General features: G+C 62.8%; 23 protein-coding genes. 11 read left to right on the plus strand and 12 right to left on the minus strand.

From position 1 onward, the window contains the following. Positions 1 to 1,194: an ABC transporter substrate-binding protein gene (locus H7993_RS09610; RefSeq protein WP_185794242.1), complete on the minus strand. Its 1,194-nt coding sequence runs from the start codon at positions 1,192 to 1,194 to the stop codon at positions 1 to 3. A 185-nt stretch (positions 1,195 to 1,379) separates the two neighbouring features. Here H7993_RS09610 and H7993_RS09615 point away from each other — a divergent pair, with 185 nt between their 5' ends. The 3 genes from H7993_RS09615 (at position 1,380) to H7993_RS09625 (ending at position 3,483) form a co-directional block, all read left to right on the plus strand. Further along, positions 1,380 to 1,778 carry a nuclear transport factor 2 family protein gene (locus H7993_RS09615; protein ID WP_185794243.1) on the plus strand — a complete coding sequence of 133 codons (399 nt, stop codon included), beginning with the start codon at positions 1,380 to 1,382 and terminating at the stop codon, positions 1,776 to 1,778. 221 nt (positions 1,779 to 1,999) lie between these two features. Beyond that, the gene (locus H7993_RS09620) at positions 2,000 to 2,818 is read left to right on the plus strand and encodes a hypothetical protein (RefSeq protein WP_185794244.1); all 819 of its coding nucleotides are present in this window, start codon (positions 2,000 to 2,002) and stop codon (positions 2,816 to 2,818) included. Between the two features lie 56 nt (positions 2,819 to 2,874). After that, positions 2,875 to 3,483, plus strand: a complete 609-nt coding sequence (locus tag H7993_RS09625) for a hypothetical protein (protein WP_244647016.1) — start codon at positions 2,875 to 2,877, stop codon at positions 3,481 to 3,483. 58 nt (positions 3,484 to 3,541) lie between these two features. On the opposite strand, the gene H7993_RS09630 is transcribed toward H7993_RS09625, so the two are convergent. Beyond that, entirely contained in the window at positions 3,542 to 3,766 is a 225-nt protein-coding gene (locus tag H7993_RS09630) for a hypothetical protein (RefSeq protein WP_122476645.1), read from the minus strand. A 205-nt stretch (positions 3,767 to 3,971) separates the two neighbouring features. Here H7993_RS09630 and rnd point away from each other — a divergent pair, with 205 nt between their 5' ends. From rnd to H7993_RS09645, 3 genes are all read left to right on the plus strand, one after another. Next, a complete protein-coding gene (rnd, locus tag H7993_RS09635; protein ID WP_122714063.1) occupies positions 3,972 to 5,105 on the plus strand; it encodes a ribonuclease D in 1,134 nt (377 codons plus the stop codon). Further along, complete coding sequence (locus H7993_RS09640) at positions 5,102 to 5,395, plus strand: YcgL domain-containing protein (RefSeq protein WP_122476641.1); 294 nt, start codon at positions 5,102 to 5,104, stop codon at positions 5,393 to 5,395. The genes rnd and H7993_RS09640 overlap by 4 nt, the downstream gene beginning before the upstream one ends. 79 nt (positions 5,396 to 5,474) lie before the next feature. After that, a complete protein-coding gene (locus H7993_RS09645; protein WP_185794245.1) occupies positions 5,475 to 6,410 on the plus strand; it encodes a D-2-hydroxyacid dehydrogenase in 936 nt (311 codons plus the stop codon). 54 nt (positions 6,411 to 6,464) lie between these two features. Here the strand turns inward: H7993_RS09645 and H7993_RS09650 are convergent, their stop codons facing one another. Next, entirely contained in the window at positions 6,465 to 7,058 is a 594-nt protein-coding gene (locus H7993_RS09650) for a nitroreductase family protein (protein WP_122476637.1), read from the minus strand. 187 nt (positions 7,059 to 7,245) lie between these two features. Here H7993_RS09650 and H7993_RS09655 point away from each other — a divergent pair, with 187 nt between their 5' ends. Continuing rightward, positions 7,246 to 7,695 carry a YcgN family cysteine cluster protein gene (locus H7993_RS09655; protein ID WP_185794246.1) on the plus strand — a complete coding sequence of 150 codons (450 nt, stop codon included), beginning with the start codon at positions 7,246 to 7,248 and terminating at the stop codon, positions 7,693 to 7,695. 83 nt (positions 7,696 to 7,778) lie between these two features. Here H7993_RS09655 and H7993_RS09660 read toward each other — a convergent pair whose 3' ends face one another. The 3 genes from H7993_RS09660 to H7993_RS09670 form a co-directional block, all read right to left on the minus strand. Continuing rightward, on the minus strand, positions 7,779 to 8,144 hold the full coding sequence (locus tag H7993_RS09660; protein WP_122476633.1) for a YgaP family membrane protein: 366 nt from the start codon (positions 8,142 to 8,144) through the stop codon (positions 7,779 to 7,781). A gap of 65 nt (positions 8,145 to 8,209) precedes the next feature. Further along, on the minus strand, positions 8,210 to 8,680 hold the full coding sequence (locus H7993_RS09665; RefSeq protein ID WP_049862310.1) for an RNA methyltransferase: 471 nt from the start codon (positions 8,678 to 8,680) through the stop codon (positions 8,210 to 8,212). An 8-nt stretch (positions 8,681 to 8,688) separates the two neighbouring features. Then, positions 8,689 to 9,054 carry a YajD family HNH nuclease gene (locus H7993_RS09670; RefSeq protein ID WP_043185061.1) on the minus strand — a complete coding sequence of 122 codons (366 nt, stop codon included), beginning with the start codon at positions 9,052 to 9,054 and terminating at the stop codon, positions 8,689 to 8,691. 299 nt (positions 9,055 to 9,353) lie between these two features. Here H7993_RS09670 and tcdA point away from each other — a divergent pair, with 299 nt between their 5' ends. Continuing rightward, positions 9,354 to 10,166, plus strand: coding sequence for a tRNA cyclic N6-threonylcarbamoyladenosine(37) synthase TcdA (tcdA, locus tag H7993_RS09675; RefSeq protein ID WP_122714058.1), 813 nt, complete (start codon positions 9,354 to 9,356; stop codon positions 10,164 to 10,166). Between the two features lie 69 nt (positions 10,167 to 10,235). Here tcdA and H7993_RS09680 read toward each other — a convergent pair whose 3' ends face one another. From H7993_RS09680 to H7993_RS09705, 6 genes are read right to left on the minus strand one after another with little or no spacing between them, the layout of a single operon-like run. Further along, positions 10,236 to 10,637 (minus strand): SufE family protein, encoded by a 402-nt coding sequence (locus H7993_RS09680; RefSeq protein ID WP_185794247.1) that lies wholly within the window; start codon positions 10,635 to 10,637, stop codon positions 10,236 to 10,238. Beyond that, the gene (locus H7993_RS09685; RefSeq protein ID WP_185794248.1) at positions 10,634 to 11,839 is read right to left on the minus strand and encodes an aminotransferase class V-fold PLP-dependent enzyme; all 1,206 of its coding nucleotides are present in this window, start codon (positions 11,837 to 11,839) and stop codon (positions 10,634 to 10,636) included. The genes H7993_RS09680 and H7993_RS09685 overlap by 4 nt, the downstream gene beginning before the upstream one ends. Before the next feature lie 55 nt (positions 11,840 to 11,894). Beyond that, positions 11,895 to 12,929 (minus strand): 2,3,4,5-tetrahydropyridine-2,6-dicarboxylate N-succinyltransferase, encoded by a 1,035-nt coding sequence (gene dapD / locus H7993_RS09690; RefSeq protein ID WP_122476625.1) that lies wholly within the window; start codon positions 12,927 to 12,929, stop codon positions 11,895 to 11,897. A 35-nt stretch (positions 12,930 to 12,964) separates the two neighbouring features. Next, entirely contained in the window at positions 12,965 to 13,312 is a 348-nt protein-coding gene (locus tag H7993_RS09695; RefSeq protein ID WP_185794249.1) for an ArsC family reductase, read from the minus strand. 56 nt (positions 13,313 to 13,368) lie between these two features. Beyond that, on the minus strand, positions 13,369 to 14,709 hold the full coding sequence (locus tag H7993_RS09700) for an ATP-binding protein (RefSeq protein WP_185794250.1): 1,341 nt from the start codon (positions 14,707 to 14,709) through the stop codon (positions 13,369 to 13,371). Between the two features lie 45 nt (positions 14,710 to 14,754). Continuing rightward, positions 14,755 to 15,456: a response regulator gene (locus tag H7993_RS09705; RefSeq protein ID WP_185794251.1), complete on the minus strand. Its 702-nt coding sequence runs from the start codon at positions 15,454 to 15,456 to the stop codon at positions 14,755 to 14,757. Positions 15,457 to 15,606: 150 nt separating this feature from the next. Here H7993_RS09705 and H7993_RS09710 point away from each other — a divergent pair, with 150 nt between their 5' ends. The 3 genes from H7993_RS09710 (at position 15,607) to H7993_RS09720 (ending at position 21,945) form a co-directional block, all read left to right on the plus strand. Further along, positions 15,607 to 16,770 carry an efflux RND transporter periplasmic adaptor subunit gene (locus tag H7993_RS09710; RefSeq protein WP_185794252.1) on the plus strand — a complete coding sequence of 388 codons (1,164 nt, stop codon included), beginning with the start codon at positions 15,607 to 15,609 and terminating at the stop codon, positions 16,768 to 16,770. Further along, the gene (locus tag H7993_RS09715) at positions 16,770 to 19,907 is read left to right on the plus strand and encodes an efflux RND transporter permease subunit (protein WP_185794253.1); all 3,138 of its coding nucleotides are present in this window, start codon (positions 16,770 to 16,772) and stop codon (positions 19,905 to 19,907) included. The genes H7993_RS09710 and H7993_RS09715 overlap by 1 nt, the downstream gene beginning before the upstream one ends. 391 nt (positions 19,908 to 20,298) lie before the next feature. Next, positions 20,299 to 21,945: a Na+/H+ antiporter gene (locus tag H7993_RS09720; protein WP_122476607.1), complete on the plus strand. Its 1,647-nt coding sequence runs from the start codon at positions 20,299 to 20,301 to the stop codon at positions 21,943 to 21,945. Positions 21,946 to 22,004: the final 59 nt, after the last annotated feature.

Consider the following 22,004-nt stretch of genomic DNA (forward strand, 5'->3'; position numbering starts at 1 on the left):
TTACTCCTGCGGCTTGAGCGGTACGATCTGGTCGTTGACGAAGTGGCTGAAGATATAGTCGTCAGGCCCCAAGGCGTCATGCTTGGATGGGCTGAACGGCTGCTTGTAGTGCTTGATCAAGCCGTCATAGTCGGTGATGGCGTAGAAACCATCGCGCACGGCCGGGCCGTCCGTTTTGCCGACCTTTTCGATGGCTTGAGCGGCGAGATGCAGCGCGTCGTACGCATTGGCAATGCCGACTGCCGGGGTCACGTCGGCCACGGTCTTGATCTGCGGGTAGGCTGTTTTCAATGCGGCCAGCAATGCATCGCCCTTGGCGCCGTTGTGTTCGGTGAACACGTAGGTCTGGATGAAATGCACCTTGGACGCATTCGGGCCTGCCAGTTCGCCGAAGCGACCACCGGCCGGCCCCCAGTGGGAAACCACCGGGACGTCCCAGCCCATGCGGTCCAGAGACTTCACGACCTGCGCCGATGGACCCACATTGCCAACCATCAGCAAAGTGTCCGCACCGGCGTTTTTCAGGCGCGTCAGTTGTGGCACTACATCCAGATCGCTGTCCTGGATGCGCTCGACACCGGCATTGGCCAGGCTGCGTTTTTCCAGGGCACGTTTGAAACCTGCCTCGTTGGATTCGCCCCATGGGTTATTGATAAGGATCATGCCCGGCTTTTTCATGCCGTTGGCGACGCCGTATTGCACCAGCGCCTCGTCCACCAGCTCGTCAACGGCAGAGACGCGGAACACATAGTTATCTGCCGCGCCGTTCTCGGTGATCTTCGTACCTGCTGCCCAGATGCCCATGAACGGTACTTTCAGCTGATTGGCCAGCGGTACGATTGCCAGAGAAACCGGCGTGTCCAAGCCGCCGAACAGCACGGTGACTTTTTCGCGTTGGACCAGTTCGCGGGCGGCGAGCATACCTTTGGACGGGTTGCTTTCGTCGTCACGGCGCACCAACTCCAACTGACGGCCAAGTACTCCGCCGCGGGCGTTGACCTCATTGATGGCCATGCTCAGGCCGCGGGTCAGGGCTTCGCCCGACTTGGCCGACTGACCCGAGAGGGCGGCTACCAGACCGACTTTGATCGGCGGTTCGGCCGCGTGCGCGCCCAGAACCATTGCCAGGTTGAGAGTGGCTGCCGCAGCCACGGGGAACAGCAGACGTTGCAGGTTTGGAAGCCAGGTGGCCATGGTTTACTCTCCTGATTGCTAGCATTTGCATATTTATTGCTAGCAAGTAGGGTGCCAGTCGTTACATCCTTGAAAACGGCTTAACCAGCCATCCGAGCGCCTGTTTACGCGCCAAAATAAAGCGTTCCGCACCAGGCAGAGGCATCCTTGGTTGCCGGGTTTCCCTTGATTCAGGAGTTATGGCAATGATCGATATGAACGAAGACGTACAGATTGTTAGCAGTTTCCTCGAGGCTTCGATGGCGCCGGATCCGGTCCGCGCTGCGACGTTCATGAGTGAGGATGTGCAGATCACCTTTACCGGCGGGCGGGTGATGCCCGATCCCCAGGCAATCACTGCGTTCAACGGTTCACGTTACGCTTGGGTCAAAAAGGCCTTGGGTAACTTCGACTGGATGGATCGTGGCGATCACACCGTGGTGTATTCGAACGGCACGCTGTTCGGCGAATGGGTTGATGGCCGCAGTTTCTCGGGTAATCGTTATCTGGATCGGTTCGAGGTACGCAATGGCAAGATAGTGCGCATGGACGTCTGGAATGACAGTGCCGAATGGCTGCTGGCGCCAGAGATTGCCAAGGCCTGAAAAGCGGTCTGGCGAAATTTTTTTCCATGGGTCCAGCAGCCCCTACCTGCGTCCAGGGTGAGCCGGTTACCGGCTCGCTACTCAGGCTCTTCGGCATACATACGCCGCATTGAAGAAACCCTGTAGGACAAATCTGAAAATCCCCTCTTCGCCTATCGTCCCACCCCACCCCCTGCCAACCTTCGGCTTTCCCTTACCAAACGCTTGAGCCGGAGAGCTGCATGGACGTCGCCTTGTGCACCATCAACAACACCGTTTACGACATCGCCGGATTCGAGGCGCTGAGCCCCAATTGCGTGGCTGTCATGCGGCGCAATCTATTGTGCCCGCGTTGCCTGGGGCCGGGGTTCTATCGCAAGGCGGCGCGCAGTGGCCAGGCCTCGTGTTTCGGCGCGCGGCCGCATGCCGACTTCTGCGACATGGGCGGCCCGCAAAGTGAGTCGTATCGGGGTGATACGCTGGAGCAGGATGATGTGGTCAATCGTGGCGAGCGCATCGAGGTGGACTTTGCCTTCGGTGCGCCGCTGCGTCACTACGGGGTAGAGGAGGGTGCCGAGCCGGTCTACGGGGTGGGCCGGCACAGTGGCGGGCATGCCGCCCAGGGGGCGCAGACGCGTCAGCGTCGGTTGAGCACGCTGTTGAAGAACTTGATCCTGAGTGAGGACTTCCGTCGCTCCGAGCAGTTGATTTCGGTGGAAAGCGGGCTGTTCAAGGTGCGCGATTTCTTCGTGCCGTTCGCCCGCGCCGAGTTCGATGAGCTGGAGCGCATGCGCGGTTACTGGGGCTTGGTGTCCGATGCGGCGCAGTCGGGCGATCAGCCGCCGAGCCTGTGGCTCAACACCGGCGGGCGGCAGGACTTGAGCGTGGTGGTCGACGGTTCGCTGGTCGATGATTTCACCCAGCGTTTCCCCATCCATGAGCTGGAAGACCTGGCCGGCGCCTACGTGCTGGTGTTTGGTTGCATGCGTGTGTCGAAGAATGCCAAGAAGTACATCGCGGTGAATGATATCTCGCGTATAACGCTCAACAAGACGCTTTGACGTTGCGCCGGGCTTTCATGCCTGGCGCCGCCTGTTCGATTTTGAAGGAGTGATGCATGTTGTTGGAATACGGTGCTATCACCGTGATGTTTCCAATTGCGCTGGTGATTGCCGGTTGGTTATGGTTGGCCGGTTCACGCGCGGCTTGTACGGTGTGGTTGCTGACGGTGCTGTGCGCCTATGGCCTGGTGGGTGCCAGCAAGATCCTGTTCAAGGGCTGGGGCATCGGCCTGCCGTCGTTGAACATTGCCGTGTTCAGCGGTCATGCGATGAATGCCTGCCTGATGGTGCCGGTGCTGGCGAGCGTTCTGGCGCGGCAGGTTCACCCGTACCTGCGCTGGCCGGCGGCCTTGGCGGGTATCGGCTTCGGGGTATGGTTCGCCGCGACGCTGGTGGGCAATGTGATCCACCCGATGGCGGAGGCCATCATGGGTGCGCTGATTGGCGGTAGCGCCGCCTTTGGATTCTTGCTGGCGCTGGAGCGTTGGAACCTGCAGCGCCTGGGGCCGGCTACGTTGCTGCCTGGCCTGATGCTGATCACGCTCGCCGGGGCTGCGCCAAAATTCACTGCCGAGCACTGGCTCGATCAAGTGGCCACATCGCTGTCCGGGGCGACAAAGCCCTTTCGCCATGCAGACCTGAAGCGCGAATCGTCGACGCTGTGAAGCGTGCAGGATCGGTGCGGCGGGAGGCGGCGCGCATGCGCCGCTGCGATGGGTAGGGTCAGCCCAGATGCTGGACGATCTTGTCCTTGATCAGCAGGCGTTTTTCCTTGAGCTTCTTGACCTCGTCGTCCGGCGCGGCGCGGTCTTCGGCCTTGACCACGTCGGCATCGCTGACATGGTACTGGGTCAGTAGCTGGCTAAGCCGATCGTCGCTCTTGGCGCGGGTTTCGACTTCTTCCTTGCTCTGTTTCAGATCAGCGAACAGGTTGTGTTTTACCGGCATCTCGACACCTCTGGGTGGGGTGGACAGAATGGTGGGCCATGGAAAATGACCCGATGCCTAGGTTCGACCCCCCGTTGGGGGCAGATCGTTCAATGCATGTGCCCGCAACGGGCGCTCGCCGGATTAACGACCGCAGGCACGCATGGATGTCCCCGTGGAAGCAGGGCCGATATATACTGCGCGCCATTATTCGTGGGAGAGCCTTGTGGCCATCGATATTCACTGGATTCGCGACGATGCCAGCCTGGCTGAGCATTGCGCCCACTGGCAGAGCTTGCCGTACGTTGCCCTCGACACCGAATTCATGCGGGTCGACACCTTCTACCCCATCGCAGGGCTGTTGCAGATCGGCGATGGCGCCAGCGCCTTCCTCATCGATCCGTTGTCGATTACCCAGTGGCAGCCACTGACCCAACTGCTGGAAAATCCTGCAGTCATCAAGGTGCTGCACGCCTGCAGCGAAGACCTGGAAGTGCTGTTGCGCCTGACCGGCAGCCTGCCGGCGCCGTTGTTCGACACGCAGCTGGCCGCCGCCTACCTCAACCTGGGGTTCTCCATGGGCTACTCGCGCCTGGTCCAGGAAGTGCTGGGCATCGAGTTGCCCAAGGGCGAGACGCGTTCGGATTGGCTGCAGCGGCCGTTGTCCGACACCCAGGTCAGCTACGCTGCCGAGGATGCCGTGCACCTGGCCGAAGTGTTCGAGAAGCTGCGCCCGCAGCTGTCCGACGACAAGTACGCCTGGGTCCTCGAAGACGGCGCCGAATTGGTGGCACAGCTGCGCCGCGAAGTGAACCCCGACGAGCTGTACCGTGACGCCAAGCTGGCCTGGAAACTGTCACGCGCGCAACTGGCGGTACTGCGCGAACTGTGCGCGTGGCGCGAACGGGAAGCCCGTGCGCGCGATCTGCCGCGCAACCGCATCGTGCGCGAGCAGTCGCTGTGGCCGCTGGCCAAGCTGCAACCGGATAACCTGCAGACGCTGGCCAAGATCGAAGACATGCATCCGCGCACCGTCCGCCAGGATGGCGAGCAGATCCTGGCGTTGATCAAGGCTGCGGCCAGCGTTGCGCCCGAGCAGTGGCCTGCGGTGCTGCCCGAGCCGCTGCCGATCGAAGCGTCGGCCGTGCTCAAGCAGTTGCGTGCGATTGGCCAGCGTGAAGCCGAGCGTCTGAACATGGCGCCCGAGCTGATGCTGCGCAAGAAGACCCTCGAGGCGTTGCTCAAGACAGGCTACCCCGACGGCCCCTATCAATTGCCCGATTCGCTGCGTGGATGGCGACGCGAGCGCATGGGGCAGGCCCTGCTCGATAGCCTGGCCACCGCTGGAGACCAGCCATGAAACGTATCTGTTCGATCTACCGTAGCCCGTGCAAGAACGGAATGTACCTCTATGTGCTCAAGAGCGATGCGCTCGAGCGCGTTCCCGAAGGCCTGTTGAGCGTGTTCGGCAAACCGGTGCACGCCTTCGATCTAGTGCTCAGCCCGGAACGTGCCCTGGCGCGCGAAGACATCAACCTGGTGCTCGAGCACTTGGAAACACAGGGTTACCACCTGCAGATGCCGCCTGCCGAAGACGAGTACATCGAGCATCTTCCCGAAGAGCTGCTGCGCCGCAACGACCCTATCTGACTTTCCTTATCTGACCAACCCTGCCTGCTGCCGCCCTGCCGATACGGGGTCGCGCAGCTGTCTTGACCAAGGCCTCGCAATGACCCGCGTTCTGATCGCCGAACACGATTATGCCGTTTACGCCAAGTTGCTCGGCGCAGCTGCTCCCCATTTGAATGTACACACCAGCGGCGACCCTGCCGAGCTGGCGCGGCTGGCGGCGGACTGCCCGGTCTGGCTGGGCCAGCCGGACCTGTTCGTCAACCTGCTGCGCACCGGCGCGACCCCGCAATGGGCGCAGTCGACGTGGGCGGGCATCACCCCGCTATTGGGCGACGGCCTGCCGCGTGCCTATCGCCTGACTCGCGCCGTGGGCATCTTCGGCCAGGTCATGGCCGAGTACATGCTGACCTACATGCTGGGCCATGAGCGCGAAGTGCTGGCGCGGCTGGTCAGCCAGGTCGAGCGCAAGTGGGATCCACGTCCCGGTTGCAGCCTGGCCGGGCGTCGCGTGCTGATCGTCGGCATCGGCGAGATCGGCCAGGCCGTGGCGAGGTTCCTGCAACCCTTCGGGGTCACGCTGCTGGGCGTGGCCAGCACGGCGAGAGAATTGTCACCGTTCATCGAGGTGGCGCCGCTCGCTGAGCTCGGGCGTCTGGTGGAAGAGGCCGACTACGTGATCAACTTGCTGCCCGACACCGTGCAGACCCACGATCTGTTCGACGCCGCGCTGTTCAAGCGCTTCAAGCCGCAGGCGCTGTTCATCAATGCCGGGCGCGGCGTGGCGGTGGTGGATGCCGATCTGGTGGAAGCGCTCAAGGAAGGGCACCTGGCTGGAGCGGTGATCGACGTCTGTCGTCAGGAGCCGCTGCCGGTCAAGCACCCGTTCTGGACGGCCTGGGGCTTGCTGCTCACCGGCCACAGCGCAGCGCCAACCTCGCCACCGGCCATGGTCGAGCTGTTCGTCGAGAACCTGCAGGCGTGGCAGGACGGCAAGGCGCTGCGCGGCGAAGTGGATTTCGCTCGCGGGTATTGAGTGGGTCAGGGGCAGCGGCGCAGAGTCTGCCGCCCCATCGGTCTACGGGTTGGCTTACAGCGTGAAATCGCCTTCGGCCACCAGCTGGCTCAACGGCAGGCGTGGGCTGGGCAGTTCGCGACCTTGCAGGTACTCGGCCAGGGTGGCCTTGTCACCCAGCTTGCCGATGGCCACGGCTGCATGCACGGCATATTCAGCCGGGATCTTCAGCTCTTCACGGGTTTTATCCTGATCGAAGCCGGCCATGCCATGGGTGTGCCAGCCGCTGATGCTGGCTTGCAGCGCAAGGTGCGCCCAGGCCGAGCCGGTGTCGAAGGTGTGCCACAACGCCGGCGATTCTTCGGTGGCGCCGGGGGCGGTGAAGGTGGTCTTCGAGGCGATGATCACGATGGCCGACGAGTGCTGCGCCCAGGAACGGTTGAATTCATTGAGCAGGCCCAGGTAGCGCTCCCAGTTCGGCGTGCCGCGGCGCGCGTAGAGAAAGCGCCAGGGTTGCGAGTTGTAGGCCGAGGCGGCCCAGCGGGCGGCTTCGAAGAAGCTGAGCAGGGTGTCCTGTTCGATTTCGACCGGCTCGAACGCGCGCGGCGACCAGCGATTGATGAATTGCTCGTGGATGGCATAGTCGGCGATGCGGGGATTGGCGCTCATGGCATTCCTGATTGAAGGGTGATGGAGGGCAGGGGGTAAAAACTACTGCGAATCGATCGCGCCTGACAAGTGAAGCTTACCGGCAGTCGCCAGAGCTTGGCCCGCGCTGCAGGGCGCACTAGACTGGCGGCCCTTTCAGGTACTGCCCGCGCCTGAGCCGTCAATTTCGTACAGGACATTCGGTCACATGGCTGCCATCGTCGAACCCTTCTGGATGCGCAAGACGCTCGAGCAACTCGACCCGCTCGAGTGGGAGTCCCTGTGCGACGGCTGTGGCCTGTGCTGTCTGCAGAAGCTCGAGGACGAAGACGACGAGAGCGTCTACTACACCCGTGTGGCGTGCAAGATGCTCGACCTCAAGACCTGTCAGTGCAGCGACTATCCGCGGCGCAAGTCTTTCGTGCCGGACTGCATCCAGCTGACGCCGGGCCAGGCCGACCAATTCAAATGGCTACCACCGACCTGCGGTTATCGCCTGGTCAGCCAGGGCCAGGACCTGCCGCTTTGGCATCATCTGGTCTGCGGTGACCGCGAACAGGTGCACAAACAGGGTATTTCGCAGTCCGGCAAAATGGTCAGCGAGAAGGATGTCGACGAAGACGATTGGGAAGACTATCTGATCTTTCGCGCGGGTTGATTCGTCGCGCCGGTCGCTCGGCCGATAAAGCTGCGCCCCGCTGCAGCATGACTGCAGAGGGGCGCGTTTGAGGCTCGAGGCAGTCAGATCTTTGGCGTTACCGCCGGGTCTTCGCCAGTCACGGTAGCGGTGTCGGTCGCCGAATCGGCATTCTTCTTCAGGTTCAGCAGATCTTCGCCAGCGCGTTCGATCTTGTTGCGGATCTCTTCCAGATCGCTGCGGCCTTTCTCGGCCAGCGACTTGGCTGCACAGTGACCGCTCCAGCCGCGGGCCAGGGCTGCGCCACCAATGGCCACCTGGATCAGACCGAAGATCCCGCCGCGGCGCAGACCCTTGCCGATCGAGACGACGCCTACCAGCAACGAGCCGGCGCGTTCCCAGCCCTTGACGTTATGGTAGTCGGGCTGGGTAACGGATTTGATGACGTCCACGGTTTTGCTGTCGCTCATGGTGAATCTCCTGATAGGGCAGTGATAACAAGCTGACTGCCAAATCTTCACGCTGTTCCATCGGCTTATTTGAATTTGGGCCCGGAGCGCGTGTTGTTGCCCTTGGCCAGGCGGTCGTAAAGCACGACGTTGACCGTGGCGGCCAGATTCATGCAGCCGGTGGTGGGGATGTAGATGGTGTCTTCGCACCAGTCGCGCACGCTTTGGTCGAGGCTGCCGTCCTCGGGGCCGAAGATGTAGATGGCGCGATCCGGGTGGGTGTATTCGGGCAGCGGGCGTGCGCCGTCGACCAGCTCGACGGCCACGGGGGTGCAGCCCAGCGGGATGATTTTCTGCAGGTCGTCGATGCCGATGAGCGGAATGTCGTAGTGAACCCGCTTGGTGTCGGTGACGAAATCACGTGCACGCTCGTAGCGCTTGCCCGTATAGAACACCGAGTTGACCCCGTAGCAACCGGCGGCGCGCATGACCGAACCGACGTTTTCCGGGGATTTGGGGTTGAACAACCCGATGCAGCTGTACCGTTTGTTGGCCACGTGCTCGCTCAGTCTTTTTTCATCAATCCGGCCAGGGCCGCGAAGGGGTTGTGGGTCGCCTTGGCGATGGTCGGGCTGCTGGTGGAGCCTTCGGCGTAGTACTGCTGGTCGGTGTAGCGCGAGTGCTCGTTGTCGTGGCAGTACAGGCACAGCAGTTCCCAGTTGGAACCGTCCTGGGGATTGTTGTCGTGGTTGTGGTCGCGGTGGTGCACGGTCAACTCGCTCAGGCGCTTGCCGGCGAACTCGCGGGCGCAGCGGCCGCACACGTGCGGGTACATGCGCAGGGCCTTGTCGCGGTAGCCGCTTTCGCGCTCGCGCTGGGCATCGGCGAGAATGCGATCGAGCTTGGCGGTATGGGGTGTGGACGAACTCATGGGGTTCACCTCGGATAATGACGGTCAGGCGCTATATTAACGTTTTCCCTCGCGTAGGAGCGGCCCGTGGCCGCGAAAAGGCGCTGCGGTGCCTCAGGCAGACTGCGGCGCGCCTTTCGCGGCCGATGACCGCTCCTACGGTGGGAATGGTTCCGCGTTCGTCCGTAGGAGCGGCCCGTGGCCGCGAAAAGGGCGGCGCGGTGTATCAGGCGAACCGCGGTGCGCCCTTCGCGGCCGATGACCGCTCCTGCATTGGGCGGTGGTGTATACTGCGCGCCGGTTTTTTGAGGTGCCGTGTGATGAGTACAGAAGATCCCCGTTTCGCCGGCATTGCCCGCCTTTATGGCCTAGAGGGCATGCAGCGCCTGCGTGACGCCCACGTGGCCATCGTCGGTGTGGGTGGCGTCGGCTCGTGGGCGGCGGAAGCGATCGCCCGCACCGGGGTCGGGGAGATCTCGCTGTTCGATCTGGACGACGTCTGCGTCAGCAATGCCAACCGGCAGTTGCACGCGCTGGACAGCACCGTGGGCAAGCCCAAGGTCGAGGTGATGGCCGAGCGGCTGCGCGGCATCAATCCCGACTGCACGGTGCACGCGGTGGCGGATTTCGTCACTCGCGACACCATGGCCGAATACATCACGCCAAACATCGACTGCGTGATCGACTGCATCGACAGCGTGAATGCCAAGGCCGCGCTGATCGCCTGGTGCAAGCGACGCAAGATCCAGATCATCACCACCGGGGGCGCCGGCGGACAGATCGACCCGACCTTGATCCAGGTCTGCGACCTGAACCGTACGTTCAACGATCCACTGGCCTCCAAGGTGCGTTCGACACTGCGTCGCGACTATGGGTTTTCACGCACGGTCACGCGCCATTACAGCGTGCCCTGCGTGTTCTCCACCGAACAGCTGCGGTACCCCAAGCCCGATGGCAGCATTTGCCTGCAGAAGAGTTTCGTCGGTGACGGGGTGAAGCTGGACTGCGCCGGGGGGTTCGGGGCGGTGATGATGGTGACGGCGACCTTTGGCATGGTGGCGGCGACCAAGGCGGTCGACAAGATCGTGGCCGGGGTGCGGCGTCCGGCGGATAGGGTCAAGGCGGAAGTCTGAGGGAGAGGTAGCCATAACGCCGCGGCGGCTTCTTCGCGGGCAGAGGGCTGCCCACCGGACCTACAAGGTTCACACCAGCTCGGCCATCCGCTTCAACACCGCGTTCAGCCCATTGCTGCGCGAAGGCGACAGCTGGCGGCCCAAGCCCAGTTGTTCGAACCAGTCGGCCAGCTTCAGCTCGCGCAGCGCCTGCGAATCCAGGCCCTCGACCCGCACCAGCAGCAGCGCCAGCAAGCCACGGATCATCCGTGCATCACTGGCGGCCTTGAAGTGCCAGCGCTCATCCTGCCGCTCAGCCACCAACCACACCACGCTTTCACACCCGTGCACACGATTGGCGTCCACTTTCTGCCCTTCGCCCAGCGGCGCCAGGCGTTCGCCCCACTGCATCAACAGCCGCGCCCGTTGTTCCCAACCGGCGGCCTGCTTGAAAGCCTGAAGTGCGTCTTCAGCCTGTGGATTCAAGGTCATGTGAGTATCTCCAACGCCTTGTCCAGTGCCTCGAAAAACCGTTGCAGGTCGGCTGAGTCGTTGTATAGGCCCAAGGACACACGAATGGCGCCGGACAGGCCAAGGTGCTTCATCAATGGCATGGCGCAGTGATGCCCGGCGCGTACGGCGATACCTTGATCGGTCAGCAAGTGCGCCAGATCGGCGTTGTGTACGCCGTCCACGACGAAACTGGCCAGCGCAATCTGCGGCGTGCCGAGCAAGCGCACACCGCTGCGCGCGTGCAGCCCCGCCAGCAATTGCGCATGCAGGCACGCTTCGTGTGTGGCCACGGCCTGGGCGTCCAGACCGCTGAGGTAATCCAGGGTCGCGCCCAGTCCGATCACTCCGGCAATGGCTGGGGTGCCCGCTTCATGGCCCAAGGGCGCCGGGTGAAAGCTCGCACTCTGGTAATCGGCCTGGTGCACCATTTCGCCGCCGAATTGCCAGTGCGCAAGCTTCTGCAAGGCCTCGCGCCGGCCATACAGCACGCCGACACCGTCCGGGCCATACAGCTTGTGGCTGGAAAATACATAGAAATCGCACTGCAGACGCTCGACATCATGGCGTCCATGGACGACGCCCTGAGCGCCATCCACCACCGTGATCACCCCTTGCGCACGCGCCAGCGCCAGCAGTTCCGGCAGCGGTTGCCACGCGCCGAAGACGTTGGACAGTTGGGTCACTGCCAGCAGCCGGGTACGTGGCCCGATGATCTGCGCGGCCGCCTGCAGGTCGACCACGCCACTGGCATCCAGCGGCAGCACCCGCAGTGGCAGGCCACGACGTTTGGCCAGCTGTTGCCACGGCAGCAGGTTGGCATGGTGTTCGGCGGCGCTGATCACCAGTTCGTCGCCGGGCTGCAGTTGCTCGGCCAGGCCATAGGCGAGCAGATTCAGCGCACTGGTCGCGCCGTGGGTGAAGATGATCTGCTCGGAACTGCCTGCATTCAGCCATCGCGCGACCTTCTCGCGGCTGGCTTCGAACGCACGGGTCGCCAAGGATCCCGGCAGATGCTGGGCGCGATGTACGTTGGCCGCGCCGTGGCCATAGTAGTGGCCGATGGCGTCGATCAGGGCTTGCGGTTTCTGGGTGGTTGCAGCGCTGTCCAGGTAGGTCTGCTGCTGCTGGTGCAAGGCGGCGATGGCTGGAAAGTCAGAGCGCCAGGGGGAGGCGTGGAACATGGTCGAAGACCCCAGGCAAAAGGCCCGGCAGGGATGCCGGGCCCGATATCGCCACTTAGTTGTGAGCGTGCAGCGCTTCGTTGAGTTCGATGGCCGACTTGTGGCTCTTGCACTCCACGGCACCGGTGACCGAATTGCGACGGAACAGCAGGTCGGGCTGGCCAGCCAGGTCCCGTGCCTTCAAGGTCTTGACCAGCTGGTTCTGTTCATCGAGCAGCGCCACTTTGGTGCCTGCCGTGATGTACAGACCGGCTTCGACGGTGTTGCGGTCGCCCAATGGAATGCCGATACCGGCATTGGCGCCGATCAGGCAGCCTTCGCCTACTTTGATGACGATGTTGCCGCCACCGGACAGGGTGCCCATGGTCGAGCAGCCGCCGCCCAGGTCCGAGCCCTTGCCGACGAACACGCCCGCCGAGACACGGCCTTCGATCATGCCTGGGCCTTGGGTGCCGGCGTTGAAGTTGACGAAGCCCTCGTGCATGACGGTGGTGCCTTCGCCGATGTAGGCGCCCAGGCGCACGCGCGCGCTGTCGGCGATACGCACGCCGGCCGGTACCACGTAGTCGGTCATCTTGGGGAATTTGTCCACCGAGAACACTTCCAGCAACTCGCCCTTCAGGCGGGCTTCCAGCTGACGCTCGCCCAGTTCGGCCAGGTCGACCGCGCCCTGGCTGGTCCAGGCGACATTGGGCAGCAACGGGAAGATGCCGGCCAGGTTCAGGCCGTGTGGCTGGGCCAGGCGATGCGACAGCAGGTGCAGCTTCAGGTACGCCTCGGGCGTGGAGGTCAGCGCGGCGTCTTCGGCCAGCAGCGTCGCGACCAGCGGCTTGTGGCTCTCGGCCAGGCGGGTCAACAGGGCGGCTTGCGCCGGGTCGACGTGCTTGAGCGCCTCGGCCAGCTGCGAGGCCTGGGTGTTGCTGAAGGCAACGGCCTGGTTGCCACCGGTGTAACCCAGCAGCGGAGCGATGGCATCGACCAGTGCAGTGGACGGGTTGGTCAACGGCTGTGCATAGAACACTTCCAGCCAGGTGCCTTGACGGTTTTGCGTGCCGACACCGAAGGCCAGGCTGAACAGGGAATTGGACATGGAATTACCTCGTGCAGAATAAGTGCGGGCCCGCGTCAGGCAAGGGCCGCTGCGTAGATATCAGGCTTGAAGCCGATCACGGTCTTGTCGCCAAGCTGCAACACCGGGCGCTTGATCATCGACGGCTGGGCGAGCATCAGCTCGATGGCCCTGGCCTGGTCGATATCGGCCTTCTGTTCGTCGCCGAGCTTGCGGAAGGTGGTGCCGGCCCTGTTGAGCACCATTTGCCAGCCGTGCTCGTCGCACCAGCGGGACAGGTGCTCGCGGTCGATACCGGCGCTCTTGTAGTCATGAAAGGCGTACTCCACCTGGTGCTCGTCGAGCCAGGTACGGGCCTTTTTCATGGTGTCGCAGGCTTTGATGCCGTAGAGAATATGAGCCATTGATCTAGGAGGGGCTACGAATGCGCCCCACTGCCTCCCGAAAACGAATCGGGGAATTATGCGGCATCGACTGTGACAGCGCCATGCTTGCGTGGCGAGGTATGGGGCAGATGAATATCGAAGCGGCTGCCGCCCAATGGCGATACGTCGACAGTAACCTCGCCGCCCTGGCATTGAATGGCGCGCCGACTGATCGCCAAGCCAAGCCCGAAGCCCCCCGTGGCACGGTCGCGACTGCGGTCCATGCGATAGAAAGGTTCGAAGATTCGCGCTCGTTCACTGGCCGGGATGCCTATGCCGTCGTCTTCGATGCGGATCACCAGGCCGCGGTCTTGGCCGTTCATCGCCGATACCCGCACCTGATGCTGGCAGTAGCGCAAGGCATTGCCGACAAGGTTCTGCAGGGCACGGGCGGTCAGCCTGGGATCGAACACGAACGCATCCGCGGCCAGCGCGGTATCGACGAGCAGATCCACGCCGCGCCGCTCCTGCTCTTCGATGAATCCGATCAACACGCTGTCCAGAAACGCCGCGGTATGCACGGCCTCCAGGTTGGCGCGCTCGTAAGGTGACCGCAAGCGGGTATACGACAACAGCTCGCCGACCAAGGCGTCGAGCTCTCTCACGTGACCGATCATTTGGTCGAGCCTGACGCGCGTGGAGGGCGCCAACTCATCCGAGCGAATCAGCGCCATGCCGAACTCGAGCCTGGACAGCGGCGTGCGCAGCTCATGGGAAACCGCGTTGAGCAGGTCCTGCTGCTGGGTGAGAAGCGCTTCTATGTCCTGGGCCATCTTGTCGAAGACCTGCGCCAGCTCTCCGATGTTGGAGTGCTGCGATATCTGCGTTCTTGCCCCAAGGTCGCCTTGGCCCAGGCGCATTGCGGTGAGCTTGAGGCGCTGCAGATCGCGCCAGTGCGGGCGCACCCATATCAGCAGGCAACCCAGCAGCGCCGCGCCGATGAGAATGTTCATCAGCCAGTACATCGCATTGATATCCACCGGCGGGTCCGGCCAGATGACCTCGACCGCCACGCGCCTGGACAGCGGCGTCAGCGCGGTGCCCAGTTCGCCATAGAAGCCCATCCGCACTGCGTTGCGTCCAAGGCTCAGGTCAGTCACTTCTTTGGCACTCAGGCGAGGATCGTCAGTGCTGATCAGGTGCAGTTCCAACGGAGCGAAATCCGCCTGAAGCGCCTGTTCGACGTCAGCCCAGGCCGTCTCCGGAACAGCGAGGAAACGCTGCTGAATGAGCTTCAATGGCCCTCTGGCTTCTTCCATATTGTAGGTGAAATTACGCTCGTCGAACAGTTTCAGCACCGCTTCGGGAACGATGTAGAGCGCAAGCCCGTAGGTCACGAGCAAGATCAGGTAAAGGCGGGTCAGCATCTTGAACATGGTCGATCGAACTCGAAGGGTGGGGAAAACGCAGGGTCTGCAGAGTTACTCGTCCCACTCGCGTCGACTCAGCATGTAGCCCTTGCCCCATACCGTTTTGATGCGCTGGGGGTCGCTTGGGTTTTCTTCGAACTTGCGGCGCAACTTCGAGATGGCTACGTCGACCGACCGGTCGATGCCATTGAACTCGATGCCCCGCAGCTCATGGATCAACTGTTCGCGGCTCAAGACTTCACCGGTGTGCCGAGCCAGGACAACCAGCAGGTTGTACTCCCCGGAAGACAGATCGACCCGTTGCGAGCGCCATTGAACCTGGCGCTCCGCCAGGTCCAGGGTCAGTTGCCCCAGCACGATCAGCCGGGCTTCGTTGGCGGGTTCGGCATGGGCGCTGCGCCGCAACAACGTGCGAATCCGCGCAAGCAACACCCGCGGCTCGCACGGCTTGGCGACATAGTCGTCGGCGCCCGTTTCCAATCCCAGGATCTGGTCGTCGCTGTTGTGACGGGCGGTCAACATGATGATCGGCAGTTCAGCGTTGTCCTGACGGATCAGGCGGCAGACCTGCAGCCCATCGATGCCTGGAATCATCAGGTCCAGTACGACCAGATCAGGCGCGTGCCGGCGCATGGCGGCCAGGACGTGGTCGCCGCGATGAACGACGCTGACGTCGTAGTCGGATCGTTGCAGATAACTCGCGATCAGCTCGGCCAGCTCTTCGTCGTCCTCCACCAGCAGGATTCTAGTCATGTCGATTCAGCCAGCTTGGAAAGCGATAGCATAACCAACGAAGACGTCGGCAGTGCGGTGGCTTGACACTCCTTAACAACTTCCAACACTTCTTTACAAGTATCGAGGGCAAGTGCCGCTAGCATGGGCGACCTTTCAGGGAACCCCATCATGTCTTCGCCATTTCGTCCTGCTTGCTGTCGCCTGTTTTCATGCCTTGGTTTTCTGCTGTTGGCTGCGTGTGGCGAGCCTGCGGCGCCTGAACAGGCACCGCCGCCCGCAGTGACCGTCGAATCGGTAAAGCCTGAAGCGCTGACGCTCACCACCGAACTGAACGGGCGTCTGGTTTCCCCGCGCACGGCCGAGGTTCGTGCCAGGGTCGCAGGCATCGTCCTCAAGCGTGTCTATCGCGAGGGCAGCGACGTGAAGCAGGGCGACGTGCTGTTTCTCATCGACCCGGAGCCTCTGCAAGCCGAAGTCGAGAGTGCGCAAGCCGGTGTGAAAAAAGCCGAGGCCAATCTCTACCAGACCCGCTTGCAAACCGAGCGCTACCAAGAGCTGGTGAAGATAAACGCAGTGAGCCGCCAGGAGGCGGAAAACGCCCGTGCGGGCTTTCTGCAGTCTGAAGCCGACGTTGCTTCAGCACGTGCGACGTTGAAGAGGGCCCGCTTGAATCTGGGCTATGCCACGGTGACCGCGCCCATCCACGGACGTATCGGCAAGGCGTTGGTCACCGAAGGGGCACTGGTGGGGCAGGGCGATACCACCGCACTCGCCACGATTCAGCAGCTTGAACCCATTTATGCCGACATCAACCAGTCAACGCGGCAGATCAGCCAGTTGCGTAAGGCACTGCAGGGTGGACGGCTGCAGGCGTTAGCGAAGCCCCAGATAAGCGCCACCCTGATCCAGGAGGACGGCACGCCTTACCCACTCAAGGGCGTGCTGCTGTTCTCGGATCTGGCGGTTGATCAAAGCACTGGGCAGATCACCTTGCGCAGCGAGTTTCCCAATCCACAGAAATTGCTGTTGCCGGGCAGCTTCATCCGCGTCCAACTGGATCAGGCCCATGATGCGGACGGCATCACGGTGCCTCAGCGCGCCGTGCAGCGTGATGCGGCGGGCAAGGCGATCGTGCTGATCGTCGATGCCCAAGGCAAGGTCCAAGAGCGCGAGATCGAGGTCAATGGCGTCAAAGACCATCGCTGGGTCGTGCAGAACGGGTTGAGCGCCGGCGAGCGGGTTGTCATCGAGGGCTTGCAGCATGTTCAACCCGGCATGGCGGTGACTGTGCAGGACGTGGGCAATGGGACCGATTCCGGGGAACAACGCTGATGGCTCCGTTCTTCATCGACCGTCCGGTGTTCGCCTGGGTCATTGCGCTGTTCATCGTGCTGGCCGGCCTGTTGGCCATCCCCAACCTGCCGGTGGCGCAGTACCCCAGTGTGGCTCCGCCGCAGATCGAGCTGACGGCGACCTACCCGGGCGCGTCGGCGCAGACCATCGACGAAACCGTGGTCAGTCTGATCGAGCAAGAGCTCAATGGGGTCAATCACCTGCTGTATTTCAGCTCCAGCAGTAGCCAGGGTACGGCGACCTTGACCATCACCTTCCAGCCGGGCACCGACCCTGAGCTGGCGAAGGTCGATGTGCAGAACCGTTTGAAGGTGGTAGAGCCGCGCTTGCCCCGCGCCGTGACGCAACAGGGCCTGCAGATCGAAGAAACTTCCGCGGGCTTTCTGATGATCGCCACGTTGAGCTCGATCGACGGGCGTCTGGACGAGATTGCCTTGAGCGACTATCTGGCGCGTAACGTGGTCAACGAGATCAAGCGTCTGGATGGGGTCGGCAAGGCTCAGCTGTTCGGCTCCGAGCGTGCCATGCGCATCTGGGTGGATCCGCAGAAGCTGGTGGCCTTCCAGCTGACCCCGGCCGATGTCAGCCAGGCCATCGCCGAGCAGAACGTGCAGGTGTCGGCCGGCAGCATCGGTGACCTGCCCAGCTCGACCGATCAGGAGCTGACGGCCACGGTCATGGTCAAGGGGCAGCTGAGCACGCCGGATGAATTCGCCTCCATCGTGCTCAAGGCAAGCCCGAATGGCGCCAACGTGACCGTGGGTGATGTTGCACGGGTGGAAGTCGGTGGCCAGAGCTACAACTTCGGCACACGCCTGGATGGCAATGCGTCCGTGGCCGTAGGGGTGCAGCTGGCCCCTGCTGGCAACGCCATGAGCACTGCCACTCAGGTGCGTGCCAAGCTCGACGAACTGTCGAAGTTCTTCCCGGCCGGGGTCAAGTACGACATTCCGTACGACACCTCACCCTTCGTCAAAGTCTCGATCACCAAAGTCATCCACACCTTGCTTGAGGCCATGGCACTGGTCTTCGTGGTGATGTTCGTGTTCCTGCAGAACATCCGCTACACGCTGATTCCTGCCCTGGTCGTACCTGTGGCGCTGATGGGTACCTTTGCGGTGATGTTTTTGCTCGGCTTTTCCATCAACGTGCTGACCCTGTTCGGCATGGTGCTGGCCATCGGTATTCTGGTGGACGATGCCATCGTGGTGGTGGAAAACGTCGAACGTTTGATGGTGCAGGAGGGCTTGTCGCCCAGGGATGCCACCCGCAAGGCCATGACCGAGATCAGCAGCGCTATCATTGGCATAACACTGGTGCTGACGGCCGTGTTCATTCCCATGGCGTTCATGCCGGGATCGGTCGGCGTGATCTATCAGCAATTCTCGATCTCGATGGCAGTGGCCATCATCTTCTCGGCGTTCCTGGCCCTGAGCCTCACGCCGGCATTGTGCGCCACGCTGCTCAAACCCATCGCCGAGGGTGCCCACCACGAGAAGAAGGGATTCTTCGGCTGGTTCAACCGCAGGTTCGAACGCGCCAGCAAGCGCTACGAGGGCTGGGTGCGCGGCGCGGTGCGCCGAGTGGGCCGATACATGCTGGTGTTCGTGATGCTGGTCGGCATCCTGGTCTTGCTGTTCAACCGCTTGCCCTCATCTTTCCTGCCCGTCGAGGATCAGGGCTACACCATCACTGACATACAGCTGCCACCGGGTGCCAGCCAGAACCGGACCATTGCCGTGGCCAAACAGATCGAGGCGCACAATGCCCAGGAGCCCGGTGTCGCCAACACCGTGATGATTCTGGGTTTCAGTTTTTCCGGCAGCGGGCAGAACGCGGCGTTGGCGTTCACCACCCTCAAGGACTGGTCGCAGCGTTCCGCCGAAGACTCCGCGCAAGCGATTGCCGATCGCGCCAGCGCGGTGTTTTCCGGCTTGAAGGACGCCATCGCGTTCAGCCTGCTGCCGCCTCCGGTGGAAGGGCTGGGCACCTCCGGCGGTTTTGAAGTGCGCTTGCAAGACCGGGGTGCGCAAGGCTATGCCGCGCTTCAGCAGGCGCGCGATGAGCTGCTGGGCAAGGCCACGTCCAGCCCGTTGCTGCAAAGCGTACGCGAGGCCTCCCTGGCGGAAACGCCGCAGATCGACATCGAGATCGATCGTGTGCAAGCCAACGCAATGGGCATCTCCTTTGCCGATATTGCCAGCGTATTGTCCACATCCCTGGGCTCGGCCTACGTCAACGATTTTCCCAACCAGGGGCGCATGCAGCAGGTCATTGTGCAGAGCGAGGGCGAGCGCCGTCAGCAGATCGAAGACGTGCTGCGACTTGAAGTGAAAAACAGCCAGGGCCGAATGGTGCCCGTGTCGGCGTTCGCCACGGCGAACTGGACCCGGGGGCCGGCACAACTCAACCGTTACAACGGCTACCCTTCGGTGAGTCTGTCGGGCGAGCCTTCGGCCGGGCACAGTACCGGCCAGGCGATGGAAGAAATGGAACGGCTGGCCGCAAATTTGCCGAAGGGTTTCGCCCTGGAGTGGACGGGCCTGTCACTTCAGGAACGGATCTCCGGAGGGCAGGCGCCGTTGCTTTTGGGCCTTTCGATGATCGTGGTGTTCCTGTGTCTGGCGGCGCTGTACGAAAGCTGGGCGATCCCTGCCGCTGTGCTGCTGGTCGTGCCGCTGGGTATCATCGGCGCCGTGCTGGCGGTGACCCTGCGCGGCATGCCGAACGATGTCTTCTTCAAGGTCGGGTTGATCACCATCATTGGCCTTTCAGCGAAGAACGCGATCCTGATCATCGAGTTTGCCAAGCACCTACACGAGCAAGGCATGGGCCGCGTCGAGGCGGCGATCCGCGCCGCGCGTCTGCGCCTGCGACCGATCATCATGACCTCGCTGGCGTTCATTCTGGGCGTCGTGCCGCTGGTGTTCGCGACGGGGGCCAGTTCTGCCAGCCAGCAGGCCATTGGTACAGGGGTGATAGGGGGCATGCTCACCGCTACCCTGGCGATCATTTTCGTACCGGTGTTTTTCGTTCTGGTGATGGGGCTGGTGGAGCGCATCCAAGGTCGTTCAGCCGCATGCCGCGCTGCAGACGGCGCCTGGGAGCCCAAATGAGCCCCCGGCTTCGAACCTAGCCAACCGACTTCAAAGGGATCGGCCCCTGAAGGCGATCGAGCATGGTATCGAAGTACCAGTCATGGAACTGGCAAACGCCGGTTTCAGCCGTTTCGGGGCAGGCGGTTGCGCGGTATACGACTGCGCACTGCGGGTCAGCCACCTTGGCTGCTTGATCCTGACGGGTGTGTCCAGTCTACGGACAAGCCCATGGCGCAAGAATCTACATTTTCGCCGGGCTTAGGATGATCCAGGGTTATCAGCGCCGGGCTGCCCGACGAAGGTTGCCGACCCGCTCCACGCACGAGTCGCGTTGTGTCATGTCATGCGCCGACCCTGCGTAAGCCGTTACCATGGCCACTGTCTGTCGATTCAAAGGAAATCCTGCCCCATGCAAACCGCCTACACCGTGCTGATCCTGCTCATGCTGGTCGGCGTTTCGCGGTTGGTCGCCCGCGTCATTCCCCTGCCATTGCCACTTTTGCAGATCGCCGCCGGGGCGATTCTCGCCTGGCCGACCCTGGGCCTGCACGTCGCACTGGAGCCCGAGCTGTTCCTGTTTCTGTTCCTGCCGCCGCTGCTGTTCTCCGATGGTTGGCGCATCCCCAAGCGTGACCTGTGGCATTACCGCGGCCCTGTGCTGATGCTGGCGGTGGGTCTGGTGCTGTTCACGGTGCTGGGCGCCGGGTACTTCATCCATTGGCTGCTGCCCGACATTCCGCTGCCGGTGGCGTTTGCTTTGGCCGCCGTGCTTTCACCTACCGATGCGGTGGCAGTATCGGCCATCGCTCAGGACCGCTTGCCGACACCCTTGATGCGCATCCTTCAGGGCGAGGCACTGATGAACGACGCATCGGGCCTGGTGACCTTCAAGTTCGCCTTGGCAGCAGCGATCACCGGGGTATTCTCCCTGGCCGATGCCAGCGTGACGTTCGTTCTGGTCGCGGTCGGTGGCCTGGCATTGGGCGTGCTGCTGAGCTGGGTGGTAGGGCGTCTGCGCGTGTGGATGATCGCCCGTGGCTGGGACGATCCAGCCACGCACGTGGTGTTCATGCTGCTGCTGCCGTTCGCCGCCTATGTGCTGGCCGAGCGCCTGGGAGCTTCGGGTATCCTCAGCGCAGTGGCCGCCGGCATGATGCAGAGCTGGCTCGACTTGCTGCCTCGGCAGACGCGCACGCGCATCCTCAACCGTAGCGTCTGGGCCTTGCTGGAGTTCGCCTTCAACGGTCTGATCTTCTTGCTGCTGGGTCTGCAGTTGCCGGACATCGTCAAGGCGGTGATCAGCCACGAACCCACGCTGTGGCCAGCCTTGTCGTGGCGCTGCCTGGAAGTGCTGGCGATCTTCGGCATCCTGCTGTTGCTGCGCTTCGTCTGGGTCCAGAGCACCTGGCGGGCGATATCGTGGGTACGTCGCCTGCGCGGCAAGACCACCATCACCCGCCTGCCGGACGCACGCTCCTGCGCCTTGCTGACCCTGGGCGGCGTGCGTGGCGCGGTGACCTTGGCCGGTGTCATGTCGGTGCCCTTGCTGATGGCGCCCGGCCAGACCTTTCCCCAGCGTGACCTGCTGATCTTCATCGCCGCCGGTGTCATCCTGCTCTCGCTGGTAGTGGCCTGCATCGCTTTGCCGCTGTTGTTGCGCGGAGTCGCCGCCAGCGATGACCAGAGTGCGCGCCAAGAAGTGCGCGATGCCTGGCGCTACACCGCCGAATCGGCCATCCGTTCGCTGGAAGAGGAAGACCAGGCGCAGAAGGCCACCGAACAGGACGCCAGCCAGGCCGCACTGGCAACCGAACTCAAGGCGCGCATCATGTCCGAGTACCGGCAGCAGTTGGCGGTGTTCGAAGACTCCGCCGAAGCCCAGGCGCTGGCCCGGCAGATGGACCAACTGGAACGCCACCTGCGCATCAAGGCCCTGCGTGCGCAACGCCTGGCGTTGTATGAAATGCGTCGACAACGCAAGATCGGCGACGACGTCGTGCGCGAAGTGCTGGCCGAACTGGACATGAACGAGGCGAATCTGGGCCGTGGGCGCTGAGCGTTGGCCGCAGAGTCGAGCCGCCGCTGCGGTGTAACCTCGAGGCCCGGGCCTGGCCA

This window comes from Pseudomonas baltica (genome assembly GCF_014235765.1).
In the GTDB taxonomy this organism is placed as follows: domain Bacteria; phylum Pseudomonadota; class Gammaproteobacteria; order Pseudomonadales; family Pseudomonadaceae; genus Aquipseudomonas; species Aquipseudomonas baltica.